Annotated in this window: 10 protein-coding genes; 2 read left to right on the top strand and 8 right to left on the bottom strand. The window is 71.4% G+C overall.

Annotated elements, in window-relative coordinates; genetic code table 11:
* Positions 1 to 227: 227 nt before the first annotated feature.
* The 5 genes from QFW81_RS17140 to QFW81_RS17120 all read right to left on the bottom strand — a co-directional run bounded on the left by QFW81_RS17140 (position 228) and on the right by QFW81_RS17120 (position 5711).
* Positions 228 to 1223 (bottom strand): ABC transporter ATP-binding protein, encoded by a 996-nt coding sequence (locus QFW81_RS17140; protein ID WP_280580429.1) that lies wholly within the window; start codon positions 1221 to 1223, stop codon positions 228 to 230.
* A complete protein-coding gene (locus QFW81_RS17135; RefSeq protein ID WP_280580428.1) occupies positions 1220 to 2914 on the bottom strand; it encodes an ABC transporter permease in 1695 nt (564 codons plus the stop codon). The genes QFW81_RS17140 and QFW81_RS17135 overlap by 4 nt, the downstream gene beginning before the upstream one ends.
* A gap of 94 nt (positions 2915 to 3008) precedes the next feature.
* Complete coding sequence (locus QFW81_RS17130; protein ID WP_280580427.1) at positions 3009 to 4100, bottom strand: Fe(3+) ABC transporter substrate-binding protein; 1092 nt, start codon at positions 4098 to 4100, stop codon at positions 3009 to 3011.
* Between the two features lie 107 nt (positions 4101 to 4207).
* Positions 4208 to 5248, bottom strand: coding sequence for a tRNA preQ1(34) S-adenosylmethionine ribosyltransferase-isomerase QueA (queA, locus tag QFW81_RS17125; RefSeq protein ID WP_280580426.1), 1041 nt, complete (start codon positions 5246 to 5248; stop codon positions 4208 to 4210).
* 31 nt (positions 5249 to 5279) lie between these two features.
* Positions 5280 to 5711 (bottom strand): Lrp/AsnC family transcriptional regulator, encoded by a 432-nt coding sequence (locus tag QFW81_RS17120; RefSeq protein WP_280580425.1) that lies wholly within the window; start codon positions 5709 to 5711, stop codon positions 5280 to 5282.
* A gap of 185 nt (positions 5712 to 5896) precedes the next feature.
* On the opposite strand from QFW81_RS17120, the gene QFW81_RS17115 reads away from it, so the two are divergent.
* Positions 5897 to 7393, top strand: a complete 1497-nt coding sequence (locus tag QFW81_RS17115) for an aminotransferase class III-fold pyridoxal phosphate-dependent enzyme (RefSeq protein ID WP_280580424.1) — start codon at positions 5897 to 5899, stop codon at positions 7391 to 7393.
* 46 nt (positions 7394 to 7439) lie between these two features.
* On the opposite strand, the gene QFW81_RS17110 is transcribed toward QFW81_RS17115, so the two are convergent.
* From QFW81_RS17110 to QFW81_RS17100, 3 genes are all read right to left on the bottom strand, one after another.
* On the bottom strand, positions 7440 to 8027 hold the full coding sequence (locus tag QFW81_RS17110; protein WP_280580559.1) for an inorganic diphosphatase: 588 nt from the start codon (positions 8025 to 8027) through the stop codon (positions 7440 to 7442).
* A 104-nt stretch (positions 8028 to 8131) separates the two neighbouring features.
* The gene (locus tag QFW81_RS17105; protein ID WP_331488095.1) at positions 8132 to 9538 is read right to left on the bottom strand and encodes a purple acid phosphatase family protein; all 1407 of its coding nucleotides are present in this window, start codon (positions 9536 to 9538) and stop codon (positions 8132 to 8134) included.
* Positions 9526 to 10689 (bottom strand): phytase, encoded by a 1164-nt coding sequence (locus QFW81_RS17100; protein ID WP_280580423.1) that lies wholly within the window; start codon positions 10687 to 10689, stop codon positions 9526 to 9528. Before QFW81_RS17100 ends, QFW81_RS17105 begins: the two co-directional genes overlap by 13 nt.
* A gap of 172 nt (positions 10690 to 10861) precedes the next feature.
* Between QFW81_RS17100 and QFW81_RS17095 the strand changes: the two genes are divergently transcribed.
* The gene (locus QFW81_RS17095) at positions 10862 to 13198 is read left to right on the top strand and encodes a TonB-dependent receptor plug domain-containing protein (protein WP_280580422.1); all 2337 of its coding nucleotides are present in this window, start codon (positions 10862 to 10864) and stop codon (positions 13196 to 13198) included.
* Positions 13199 to 13804 lie beyond the last annotated feature (606 nt).

The raw sequence follows: 13804 nt of genomic DNA, 5'->3' as shown, positions 1-13804 counted from the left end.
CCGGACTGCCGGCGGCGATGCGCGGCCTTCGCCCGGGAGGACGGATCATGGGATGCGTGCCGCATGCGGCCTGCCGGCGCGCGACGGGGCACCCTCGACCACCGGACGACGGCGGACGCGTAACGTCCCGCCACGGCCCGGCGATCGGCAGAACCGATGCAGCGGCATGCATCGCGACGCGCGCATTGTAGGCCGGCCCGCACCCGCGCCCGCACCCGCCGAGCCGGCTAGCGAAAGAGCACCAGCCCCGTCTCCACAAGCCGCAGCGCGAGCCTCGTCCCTGCCTGCGCCGCCGCATCCGCCGGCAGGTCGACCTCGACCCGTTCCCCGCCCGCCAGCCGCAGCAGTGCCACCCGTCCCGGCCCGCGGAACGTCACCTCCATCACTTCGGCATGGATCGCACCCGCCGGATCCGGCACCAGCCGGTCCGGTCGCACCAGCACCGTCCCGCCCCCGGCGAGTCCCACCGCGCCCGCCGCCAGCACGCTGCCGCGGCCGATGAAGCCGGCCACGAACGGGTCGGCCGGCCGGGCGTACAGCGTCTGCGCGTCCGCCCACTGCAGGATCCGGCCGCGATCCATCACCCCGATCGCATCGGCGATCGCGAACGCCTCGGCCTGGTCGTGGGTGACCAGCAGCGCGGTGGTGCCGGTCTGTCGCAGGATCGTTCGCAGTTCGGCGGCCAGGTGCTCGCGGGTGTCGATGTCGAGGTTGGAGAACGGCTCGTCCAGCAACAGCAGCGGCGGCGACGGCGCCAGCGCGCGCGCCAGTGCGACCCGCTGCTGCTGGCCGCCCGACAGCTCGTGCGGATACGCGCCGGCGCGGTCGCCCAGTCCCACCAGCGCGAGCACCTCGTCGATGCGCGCACGCCGTTGCGCGCGCGACCGGCCGGCGAGCCCGAAGCCCACGTTGCCGGCGACATCCAGGTGCGGGAACAGCGCGTAGTCCTGGAACATCATGCCGATGGCACGCTGCTCGGGCGGCACCATCGCATCGGCGCGGGAGAGTTCGCGCCCGACGAGCACCACGCGCCCGGCCCGCACCGGCTCGAAGCCGGCGATCGCGCGCAGGACCGTGGTCTTGCCGCAGCCCGAGGCGCCGAGCAGGCAACCGATCGCACCGCGTTCCAGCGCCAGCGACAGGCCATCCACCACCACCCGTTCGCCGCCGGCGGCCGGATAGGCCACGCGCAGGTCCTCCAGCGCGAGCAGCGGCGCGCTCATGGCGCCACCTCGCGTCCGTAGCGCAGGCCGGTGCGCGCCAGCAGGATCACCGGCAGCAGCCCGGCCAGCACGATCAGCAGCGCCGCGAGCGCGCCGTCCTCGTAGGCGCCGCGCGCGGCGTCGGCGTACAGCCAGGTGGCCAGGGTCTCGAATCCGAGCGGGCGCAGCAGCAGGGTGGCCGGCAGTTCCTTCATCGTGTCCACGAACACCAGCAGCGCCGCCGCGGCCAGCGCCGGCCGCAGCAGCGGCAGGTGCACGCGCGCCAGCACCCGCCGCGGCGCCGCGCCCAGGCTGCGCGCGGCCTGGTCGAGCGAGGGCGCGATGCGCGCGAAGCCGGCCTCGATCCCGCCGGCCGCGATCACCAGGAAACGCAGCACGTAGGCCAGCACCAGCGCGCCCACCGAACCCATCAGCAGCATGCGCGGTTCCTGCCCGATCGCGCGCAGCAGCACGTTCGCGGCGTCGTCGAACCAGGCCAGCGGCAGCAGCAGGCCGATCGCGAGCACGGTGCCGGGCAGCGCGTAGCCCAGGCCACCGATCCGCAGCGCCGCCGTGGCGACGCTCGTCCGGCGCCGCGCCTGCGCCAGCCGCAGCGCCCAGGCCAGCACCAGGCCGGCGACCAGCGTGGCCAGCGTCGCCAGCAATGCGACCCGCACGGTATTCCACGCGCTGCGCCAGAGCATCGGCGGGACACCTGCGCCGTCGGCCAGTCGCTGCATGCTTTCGACGGCCAGGTAGCCGGCGGGCGCCACGAAGCCCAGCAGGACAGGCAGCGCCGCCAGCGTCAGCGCGCCCCAGCGCGACATGCCGCCCAGCGGCACCGGCTGCATCGGCCGCGGCCGCATCGTGGCGGCGTACCGCTCGCGCCGGCGCCCGTAGCGTTCCAGCGCCAGCAGCGCCACCACCACCGCCAGCATCGACAGCGCGATCTGCGCCGCACCGGGCAGGTCGCTGCGCGTGACCCAGGTGGTGTACACCGACACGGTGAGCGTCTGCACGCCGAGGAATTCCGACGCGCCGATGTCGCCCAGCGTTTCCAGCAGCGCCAGTGCCGCACCCACCGCGATCGCCGGCCGCGCCAGCGGCAGCGCGACCCGGGTGAACAGCGCCGTGCGACCTGCCCCGAGCGAGCGCGCGGCGTCCAGCAGGCCGGCCGCCTGGGTCATGAACATCGCGCGGGTGGTGATGTACACGTACGGATACAGCACCAGCCCGAGCAGCACGATGCAGCCGGCCAGACCGCGGATGTCGGGCAGGCGGAACTCGCGCGGGCCCTCAAAGCCGAGCACGCCGCGGATCGCGCCCTGCACCGGTCCCAGCGGATGCAGCAGGTCGAGATAGGCGTAGGCGACGATGTAGGTGGGTACGGCCAGCGGCAGCAGCAGCGCCCAGGCCATGATCCGACGCCCGGGGAAATCGTAGGCGGTCACCAGCCACGCGCTGCCGGTGCCGATCGCGATCGCCAGCGACCCCACGCCCAGCAGCAGCCACAGCGTGTTGCGAGCGGCCTGGGGCAGCACATGGGCGGCGACATGCGGCCAGGCATCGCTGCCCTGCGCGGCGGTCCACGCCAGCGCCAGCAGTGGGAGCAGCACGAGGCCGGCAATGGCGCCTGCGGCCAGCAGCCAGGCATCCGGCCGACGCCGAACGCGCAGCGTGCCGGCCGGCAGCTCCGGGGCGGCGACGCTCATGGGCGCGTCAACCTGCGCACGCGCCGCGCCAGTGGCCCACTGGCCCTATCCGGCCCGGGCGGCGCATCGTGCCCGCGCATCGTCCGGCGCGCGGTCAGTTCTCGAAGCCGACCCGGTCGACGAGTTCGCTCGCCTGGCGGCGATGCTCGGCGATCTTCGCCAACGGCAGTGCATCCACCTTCATCTCGCCGAAGCTGGCGACCACCGGATCGAGCTCGACGCCGGCCTTGACCGGATACTCGTAGTTCGCGCGTGCATACAGGCTCTGCGCCTCGTCGGAGACCAGGTATTCGAGCAGCGCCACGGCGTGGTCGCGGTTGGGCGCGTGCGCGGCCACCGCGGCGCCACTGATGTTCACGTGGGTACCGCCGCCCTCGACGCTGGCGAAGGTCGGGCGGATGACCTTGATCGCCTCGCCCCACTGGTGCTGCTCGCTGCCGGGCTCTGCGTTCTTCATGCGGCCGACGTAGTAGGCGTTGGCGATGCCGATCTCGCAGATGCCGGCGAGGATGTCGCGCGCCACGTCTCGGTCGCCGCCGGCGGCCTTGCGCGCCAGGTTGGCCTTGACCCCGCGCAACCAGGTCTCGGTCGCCTCCACGCCGCGGTGGGCGATCATCGCCGCGATCAGGCTGGTGTTGTACGGGTGCTGGCCGGAGCGGATGCACACCTTGCCCTTCCATCTGGGATCCGCGAGTTCCTCGTAGCTGAAGGCGTCCAGCGCGAGATCCCTGTCGGCATACAGGATGCGGTCGCGCAGCGAGAGCGCGAACCACTTTCCGTCCGCGCCGCGCAGGTGCGCGGGGATGGCGTCGGCCAGCACCTGAGACTGCACCGGCTGGGTGATGCCGGCGCCGACCAGGTCGAGCAGGTTGCCGGTATCGACGGTCATCAGCACGTCGGCCGGCGAGCGCTCGCCTTCGGCCTGCACGCGCTCGAGCAGCCCGTCGCGCACGAAGACCGTGTTGACGCGGGTGCCGGTGCGTTCGGTGAAGGCGTCCAGCAGCGGCTGGATCAGCCCGGGCTCGCGGGTGGTGTAGAGGTTGACCACGCCCGGAGCGCTGCCGGCTTCGGCGCCCTCCACCTCGCTGTCGGCGGTCGGCGCCGGCGTGCCCCCGCCGCAGGCGGCGAGCAGCAGGGCGGCGGCGGGCAGTGCGAACAGACGGGAGAAGCGCGACGTGGCGGGCATGGGACGTTCCTCGGGACCGGGGGGCGACACGCGGGCAACCGTCCCGGCGCGTCAGCGGTAATGAGAATTGTACTCATTTGGACCCCAACCCCGCCACCGCGCGAGGGTCAGGCCGGGTCCGGTCCGCGTGGAAACAGCAGCATCGCGTCGCCGTAGGAGAAGAAGCGGTAGCGCGCCTGCACCGCATGCGCGTAGGCGGCCAGGATCCGCTCGCGGCCGGCGAAGGCGGACACCAGCATCAGCAGGGTCGACTCGGGCAGGTGGAAGTTGGTCAGCAGCGCGTCGACGCTGCGGATGCGGTAGCCGGGGAAGATGAAGATGCGGGTCTCACCCGCGAACGGATGCAGTTCGCCCTCGTGCATCGCGCTCTCCAGCGCGCGCACCACCGTCGTCCCCACCGCCACCACCCGGCCGCCCGCCTCACGGGTACGCCGCACCTGGGCCACGAGTTCGGCGCCCACGTTCAGCCACTCGCTGTGCATGTGGTGCGCACGCACGTCGTCCTCGCGCACCGGCTGGAAGGTGCCCGCGCCCACGTGCAGGGTGACGTGGCCGAAGACGATTCCGCGCGCGCGCAGGTCCGCCAGCAGCGCATCGTCGAAGTGCAGTCCCGCAGTGGGCGCAGCGACCGCGCCGACCTCGCGCGCGAACACGGTCTGGTAGCGTTCGGCGTCGTCGCGCCCGGGCTCGCGGCGGATGTAGGGCGGCAGCGGCAGGCGACCGGCTTCCAGCAGCCACGATTCCAGCGCGCCGTCGACCTCGAACCGCAGGTGGTAGAACTCGCCCTCGCGCCCCAGCACCTCGGCCGTGCCGCCGGCATCGAGCGCGATGCGCCCACCCGGCTTCGGCGGCTTGCTGGCGCCGACCTGGGCGCGCGCCTCGTTGTCGGGGAGCAGGCGTTCGATCAGGATCTCGACCCGCCCGCCGGTGGCCTTCTGCCCGAACAGCCGCGCCGGGATCACCCGGGTGTCGTTGAACACCAGCAGGTCGCCCGGGCGCAGCCACTCGCCCAGGTCGCGCACCTGGGCGTCGACCAGCGGCGCATCCTCCGGCGGCACCACCAGCATCCGGCTCGCCGAGCGCTTCGGCAGCGGCGCCTGCGCGATCAGCTCCGGCGGCAGCGCGTAGTTGAAGTCGGATTTCTTCATCGCGGAATTGTAGGGCGGCCCGGCTTTCGGCCTAGCGCTCGAACTTGGTCGACAGGATCACCGCCGAAGTGGTGCGCTCGACGCCCGGCACCGCGCCGATGCGGTCGGTGAGATCGTCCATGTCGGCCACGCCGGGCACCACCCCCATCGCGACCAGGTCGTGCGCGCCGCTCACCGAATGCAGGCTGCGCACCTCGGGCATGCCGCGCAGCGCCTGCACCACGGCCGGCATCTGTTTCGGCAGCACGGTGATCAGGATATGGGCGCGGACGTGGCCGCGTTCGACCTCCTCGTTCACGCGCACGGTGTAGCCGCGGATCACGTCCTCGCGCTCGAGCCGGTCGATCCGGCTCTGCACCGTGGTGCGCGACAGTCCGAGCCGGCGCGCGATCTCCGCGGTCGAGGCGCGGGCGTTCTCGCGCAGCGCGGACAGGAGCTGGGCATCGGCCGGGGTGATCTTCATGAAATGCGCAAAAGTTTCGTCGATTCGACGAAATCATACGGAATATTGCGCAGATCCGCCCTACCTTGTGCCGACAGGATCGAGATAATAGGGGCTTCGCCCGCCGCCATGTGCGCCTGGCGCCATCCAGGCGACCCGCGCCCGACGCTCCGGGCCGCGGGTCTTCCAACGCAGGAGACCGCACGATGCCCGTGACCGACGCCCTCGCCCCGCTGCGCGCCCATGGCGGCCAGCGCCGCACCACCGGACTCGACGACGCCACCATCGAGCGGCTCTCCGCGAGCCACCCCGAGCTGCGCCAGGCGATCGATGCCGCAGCGTGCGAGTACGCGCGCCTGCGCGACGACTTCGCCGACCTCCTCGAACTGGACGAGTCCGCGCAGATCGAGGCAGTGCAGGCCGGCTACGTGAATTTCTACGCCACCGATGCGGTGAACCCGTACGTCGCCCTGACCGCGCGCGGGCCGTGGATCGTGACGCTGAAAGGCGCGGTGGTGCACGACTCCGGCGGCTACGGCATGCTCGGCTTCGGCCACGCCCCGGCGGCGGTGCTGGAGGCGATGGCGCGCCCGCAGGCCATGGCCAACGTGATGACGCCGAACCTCTCGCAGCTGCGGTTCGACCGCGCGCTGCGTCGCGAGATCGGGCACAGCATCGGCGGCTGCCCGTTCGCGCGCTTCCTGTGCCTGAACTCGGGCTCCGAGGCGGTCGGGCTCGCCGCGCGCATCGCCGACGTCAACACCCTGCAGATGACCGAGGCCGGTGGACGCCACGCCGGCGCGAAGGTGAAGCGGATCGTGGTCAAGGGCAGCTTCCACGGCCGCACCGAACGCCCGGCGCTGTATTCCGACTCCACCCGCAAGACCTATCTCAAGCACCTGGCCAGCTTCCGTGGCGAGGATTCGCTGATCGCGGTCGAGCCCTACGACGCCGATGCGCTGCGCCGCGCGTTCGCCGATGCCGAGGCCAACGGCTGGTTCGTCGAGGCGGTGTTCCTGGAGCCGGTGATGGGCGAAGGCGACCCGGGACGCGCCCTGCCGCGCGCGTTCTACGATGTGGCGCGCGAGCTCACCCGCGCCCACGGCTCGCTGCTGCTGGTGGACTCGATCCAGGCCGGCCTGCGCGTGCACGGCGTGCTGTCGATCGTCGACTACCCCGGCTTCGAGGGCTGCCAGGCGCCGGACATGGAAACCTATTCCAAGGCGCTCAACGCCGGCCAGTACCCGCTGTCGGTGCTCGCCGTGACGGACAGTACCGCCGCGCTGTACCGCAGCGGGGTGTACGGCAACACCATGACCACCAACCCGCGCGCGCTGGACGTGGCCTGCGTGGTGCTGGACGCGATCACGCCGGCGCTGCGCGCCAACATCCGCGAGCGCGGCAGGGAGGCGGTGGCACGGCTGGAGGCGCTGAAGGCCGAACTCGGCGGGCTGATCACGAAGGTCCAGGGCACCGGACTGCTGTTCTCGTGCGAACTCGCGCCGCAGTTCAAGTGCTACGGCGCCGGCTCCACCGAGGAGTGGCTGCGCGAACAGGGCATCGGCGTGATCCATGGTGGGGCCAACTCGCTGCGCTTCACCCCGCGCTTCGAGACCACTGCCGACGAGCTCGAACTGCTGGTGTCGATGGTGGGCAAGGCGCTGCGCGAAGGGCCGCGGCAGTCGGCGGCGCAGGCCGCCTGACGCATCGATACGCCGGATGCGTCGCGCACATGGCGCGACGCGATGGTCAGGGCGTGGCGGCGTCCCGCGCCGCGAAGCGCGCGATCGCCTCTCGCAGCAGCGCGCGGGCTTCGGCCGCGTCGCCGAAACCCGACAGCTGCACCGGGTTCGCGCCGTGGCCCGTGTCCTTGTAGAGGCGGAAGAACGCCTCGATGCGGTCGCGCTCGGCGGCCGGCACGTCGCCGATGTCGCGGATGTCCGCGTAGCCGGCATCGACCGCGTCCACCGGCACACCGACGAGCTTCTCGTCGCGTTCGCCGGCGTCGACCATGCGCAGCACGCCGACCGGCCGGAAGCGCACCAGTACGCCCGGCGGCAGCGGCGCGCGCGTCAGTACCAGGGCATCGAGCGGATCGCCGTCGCCGGCGAGCGTGCGTGGCAACGATCCGTAGTTGGCCGGATACGCGACCGGCATCGGCAGGAAGCGGTCGACGAACACCAGGCCGTCGCTGCCGATCTCGTACTTGATCGCGCCGCCGGCGGGGATTTCCACCGCCATCACGGCGGATGCCGGGATGTCGTCCGGCTGCGCGGCCAGGAAAGGGTGGCGTACCCGGTCCTCGGGCGGCGGTTTCGCGATCGCCGCGAGCGGCATGGCCAGCGCCAGCAGCGCGCACGCGAGCGCCGTGGAACGACGCGCGTGCGTGCGTCCCGCAGCGGGACGGCGGCGGCACCGCTGGGCATGCTCGCGCACGGCGTTCACTCCCAGCAGCGGTCGCTGCGTCCCTTGAGCGTCTCGGCGCGCGCACACAGGCGCCGGTCTATGCGGCTGTCCATCTGTTCGACCAGACGGCGCGCGCCGCGCGCGCCCGTCAATTCAAACGCGTCGTACAGGCGTCCGGTGGCGGTGCGCGCCTCGTAGCGCAGGCGATCGCCCTCGATGCGGATGACCTGGAACAGCTGGGTGTCCTCGGCCACCGGCGCCATGGTGTCGCGCGCGCCGGGCGAGAGCCGGTACTGCTTCGCCCCGGTCACCGAAACCGCGAACACCGGCAGGCGGCCGTCCTCGTCCAGACGACGACCGTAGACGTGGTCGTGCCCCTGCAGCACCAGGTCCACGCCGTGGCGACGGATCACCGGCAGCAGGTGCTCGCGCAATTCGGCGTTGTCGCGCCCGGCGCGCGGCGAATAGAACGGCTGGTGGATCATGACGATGCTCCAGCGCGGTGGATCCCGCGCGAGCACCCCGTCCAGCCAGCGCGCCTGCGCCTGCGCGGTGCCCAGGTCGAGCGCCGAGGTGCCGTCGAGCACCGCGATGCGCACGTCCTGGTAGTCGAACCAGTACGTCGTGCGCTCCGCGCCGGGCGCCCCGTTGCCGGGCAGCGAGAACTGCAGCGGCCAGTGCGCGCCGAGCACGCGGCGCTCGCGCGGCGTGTCCTCGAACTCCTCGAAGTGCTCGTGGTTGCCCGCGGCCGGCGCCACCACCAGCGACGTCGGCAGCGCTCCCGCGGCCTCGAACCACTCGCCCCACTCGACGTCGTCCTCGCCGTCGCCGCCGCTGACCAGGTCGCCGGCGAACAGGGCCAGGCGCGCGTCGGGCGCGTGCCGCATGGCCTCGCGCACCACGCGCGTGGTCAGGCTGACGTTCTTGTTCTGGGTGTCGCCGAAATACAGCAGGGTCAGCGGAGCGTCGGGTGCCGCCGCGGTACGGGTGTGGTGCCATGCGCTCCAGGTGCCGCCGCCCTGCACGCGCCAGGCGTACAGCGTGTCGGCGACCAGGTCGTCGACCTCCGCGAGATGGTGGTGCGCGAGGCCGTTGTCCGAGCGTAGCGGGCGGGTTTCGCTGCGGATGCGGCGCGGCTCGCCCAGGTCGGGCGAATCACCCGCTTCCACGATCTCCAGCAGCGGCGCCTGCACGGACGCGTCGGTGCGCCAGGCCACCGCCAGGCCCTCGCCCGCGTCCTGCACCGGCGAGGCGACGATGCGGTCGGGAAACACCGTCGGCAGATAGAGGCGCACGCCCGCGGGAACGCGCGTGTTCGGTTCGGGCTCGCGTGTGGGTTCGCGCGTTGTCTCGCGCGCGTCCAGGGATGACCATGCCGGCGCCGACAGCAGCGCGGCCGCGAGCGCCAGCGCGCCGGTGGTACGTCCGATCAGCGCGCGCATGCGGGCAGCTTCAGCGCGGCGGCGATGTCGCGCCAGTCGAACGCGGCCACCGCTGCGTCGAGGTGCGAGGCATAGAACACGCCGTCGGGAAAGCGCGCGTCGCCGCGCGGGTCCAGCCACACCCCGTCGGTCAGCCCGGTGACCTGGCCCGCGAACGAGCCCACGTGCGCCAGGCGGGTGCGGTCGAACAGGTGGAACACGGTGCGATCTGCGAACTGGTCGCTCGCCACCCACCAGCCGCTGCCATCCCTGCACTCCATCAGCGCGATGCCCTCGGCCTGCGCGACGTACTGCCCGGCACCGACGTCCCGCCCGCGGTAGCGGCCCTGCAGGTCGTACTCGCGCAGGCGTGTGCCGGTCGGTACGTCTTCCTCGGCGACCAGCAGGCGATCGTTCGCGGCATCGCCGAACAGCGATTCGGGCACGCGGATCGCGCCGGCCGCGGTGGTGTCGCCGAAGGTCCCGGTTTCGCGCGCGCTCCAGGCGCCGTCGCGCTCGCCCACCTGGTAGCGGCGGAAACGCTGGCCGAGCTCGGCCAGTGGCGGCACGATGTCCTCGCCTTCCGCGTCCTCGCCCGCCATGTAGGCATCGCTCACCAGCACCTCGTAGCCGCCATCGTGCGGACGCACCCACAGGCCGTAGGGCTGGCGCAGCCCGTCTTGGCCGAACGACAGCAGCGGCTCGAGCCCCGGCAGCGAGAACGCCTGCAAGCGGCGGTTGTCGCGCTCGACCACGAACAGCACGCGGTCGTCGACGGTGGCCACGCCGTTCGGACGCCGCAGCTGTCCCGGGCCGTCGCCGCTGCCGCCGACCGCACGCAGCCGGGCGCCGGTGGCCCCGTCGTACACGACCAGCTGGTCGCTCGCCTTGGCGGTGGCCACCAGCATCCGTCGGCCGCCGTCCATCCAGCTGGCCGGCGAATCGATGTTGTCGTCCGGCGTCGACGCGGTGACGAACGCCTCGGCCACCACCACGTGCGGCACGTCGTGGTCGCGCAGCAGGACGTCGTCGGCCTCGTACTCGTCGGGCTCGCGGTCGACGGCCGCGGGCGGGTTCGCAGTCGCGGGCGCGTCGGCGGGTGGCGTGGTTGTGCACGCGGCAAGGGACAGGAGCGCGAGCGCCAGCGGCAGGTGGCGGAGATCAATGGTCATGGTCGCTTCGGAACGGTCTTGGGGAAGCGCAGGATCGTATGACGCAAATGTGACATTCCCGAGAATCGCGCGCCGCGTCCCCCTCGGATCGTGACGGAGTCTTTGCGCTGTCATGTCAGCGACATATCGCCGGGTGAAAGTTTCGTTCATTTCCCACCCGCAGACCCCACACATGACACGTCACGCACTGGCCATCGGCCTGTCACGCGCACTCGCCTGCGCCCTGCTGCTGCCGGCCGGCGGCGCGTTCGCCGCGCCCGACGCGAACACCGCTGCCGACGCGGCCGCCGCCGTCGCCGGCGATCCCAAGGACCTCGACGCGGTCGTGGTCCAGGGCGAGATCGCCTACCGAAACCGCACCGACGACACCGCACCGGTGCTCAGTTACGACCTGGAATATTTCCAGCGCTTCGAGCCCAACACCGTCGGCGACATGGTCAAGCGCCTGCCGGGCGCGGCGTTCGTCGGGTCCGATATCGGCGAATACGACGGCGTGCAGCTGCGCGGCCTGGGCGGCGGCTACACCCAGATCCTGATCAACGGCAAGCAGGTCCCGGGGGCCGGCGACGACCGCTCGTTCTGGGTCGACCGCATCCCGGCCGAGATGGTCGACCGGATCGAGATCCTGCGCAGCAACAGCGCCAACCGGTCCGGCGACGCCGTGGCCGGCGCGATCAACATCATCCTGCGCGATGCCTACGCGTTCGACGGCAGCTACCTGCGCGTGGGCGTGAACCGCGCCTTCGACGGCGAGGTGAACCCGACCTTCGGCGCCGTGACCAGCGGCGAGGCCCTGGGCGGGCGCGTGCTCGCGGGCATCAACGTGCAGGACCGCTACCGCGCCAAGATCAAGCGCTCGGACCGGTTCTCCGACCCGTCGATGGACGAACTCGTGAGCTGGGAAGACCAGACCGAGGTCAAGGACGGCCGCGACTACTCGGGCAATGTCTCCTACACCGTCGACGTGGGCGAGACCGGCCGCCTGGGCGTCGACGGCTTCTTCGTGAAGACCGACCGCGACATCACCGAGGTCTCGTTCGAGGAGGAGTACGACGACGGCGAGGTGATCACCGCCGACGTGCCCGGCCGCTCCACCGTCGACCAGAAGAACTGGGGCCTGGGCGTGGAGTATCGCTTCGACATGGCCGGTGGCACCACCGAACTCGGTGTCGACCACGCGCGCTTCGAGGACGACAGCGTGGAAAGCGAGGAGGCGCACGCCTACGTCGACGGCGAATGGGACGAGTCGGAGGCTGAATCGCTGGCGATCGACGCCAAGGACGCGGAAACGCGCTTCGAGATCGCCCACAAGCGCGACGTCGGCGCCTCGACGGAAATGGAATTCGGCGTCGATTACCGCCGCAAGGAGCGCGACATCGACCACACGTTCTACGAGTGGGCGGCCGAGGCCGAAGGCGACCCGGTGGTCTATGAAATCGACGGCACCGTCGAGAGCGTGATCGAAGAGACCCGGCTCGACCCGTACCTGATGTTCTCCGGCCAGGCCGGCATCGTGTCGTGGGAAGCGGGCCTGCGCCTGGAGACCACCGAATCGGAGATCCGCTACATCGAGGATGGCGAAACCGAAGGCGCATCGACCAAGGATTACGACGAACTGCTGCCGTCGCTGCACCTGAAGTGGGACCTCACCGACGCCGACCGCCTGAGCCTGTCGCTCGCCCGCAGCGTGAAGCGCCCGAACTTCAACGAACTGGTGCCCGCCATGCTCGACGGCGAGTTCGGCGACAACGACTACATCGGCAACCCGCAGCTCGACGCCGAGAACGCGAACGGACTGGATTTCGGCTACGAGCGCCGCCTCGGCCGCCGCGGCGTGTTCGGCGTCAACGTGTTCTACCGCGACGTCAAGGACCTGATCGAGCTGGTGAACACCGGCGCGCCGAGCGAGGAGGCGATCGCGGTGTGGGAGGAGCTGGTCGAGGACGGCGACTACGCCACGATCGAGGAGGCGATGGCGGCCGAGCCGGCCGAAAGCTTCGTGTTCTCCTCGGCCAACGTCGGCGACGGCCAGGTGTACGGCATCGAGTTCGACCTCTCCACGCCGCTGAGCGCGTTCGGCATGGAACACACCGGCGTGTTCATGAATTACGCCTGGGTCGATTCGAAGGTGGATGACTTCCTGGGCGAGCGCCGCTTCAACGACCAGGCGCGTTCGACCTTCAACGTCGGCTTCATCCAGGACCTGCCGACGCTCGAATCCAGCTTCGGTCTGTCCTATCGCAAGCAGGGCGATGCCTACACGCGCATCCTCGCCGAGGAAGTGAAGATCCGCTACGGCGCAGACCTCGAGGCGTTCGTGGAGAAGCGCTTCGGCGACAGCGTGTCGGTGCGGTTGTCGGCCTCGAACCTGCTCGACGCGTCGAAGGACGAGTTCTTCGACAAGTTCGACACGCTCGGCGACCAGATCGACCGCGACTACGACGAGTACGAACTGGAAACCGAGGAAGCCGGTCCCAGCTACCAGCTGGTCATGCGCTGGGCGTTCTGATCCGATCGTAGCCCGGGCAAGCAAAACGCACCCGGGGGCGGCCGCATCGCCGTGTGGCCCGGGTAAGCGAAGCGCACCCGGGGCCCGGGCCGAGTCGATCGACAACAGGTCCACGTATCCGGACCCGAGACGCTACAAGATTATTTTGGGGGCGCCCCGCGCCTCCGGAAGGCCCCGCAGCGCCCCGGGCAGGGGNTCGCGGCCGCGGCACATCCGTGTGCCGCTTGCGCGTCCCCTGCCCGGGGCGCCGCTGCGCGGTGGCGTTACGTCACGTCTCTTCGGGTGCGTGTGGCCGCGTCGCTCCGGACAGACACAAAGCCACTGCATTGCCCAATGTGCAATCTAGACTCGGCATCGCTATCTCCGAGTCAGCCGGCTGCGAAGAAGCGCCGCGCTGCCGGAAGCGCCGGGGCGCGTCCTGGCGACCGGGGGTCGCGTCGAGCGCGCCATGGATGGCGCGCGCCCGAGTCAGGGCAGGATGCCCTGACCGAGGGAAGAGCGGCGCCCGGGCGACAGGGCGCGCCTTCCACCCGAATTCCCACGCAGCATCGCTCGACGAAGCGCGGCCGCGCCGGAAGCGCCGAGGCGCGTCCTGGTGACCGGGGG

The sequence above is a fragment of the Luteimonas kalidii genome (assembly GCF_029887935.1).
GTDB classification, from domain to species: domain Bacteria; phylum Pseudomonadota; class Gammaproteobacteria; order Xanthomonadales; family Xanthomonadaceae; genus Luteimonas; species Luteimonas kalidii.
The sequence above is the reverse complement of the archived record's forward strand: the minus strand, read 5'-3'. Positions and strand labels throughout refer to the sequence as shown.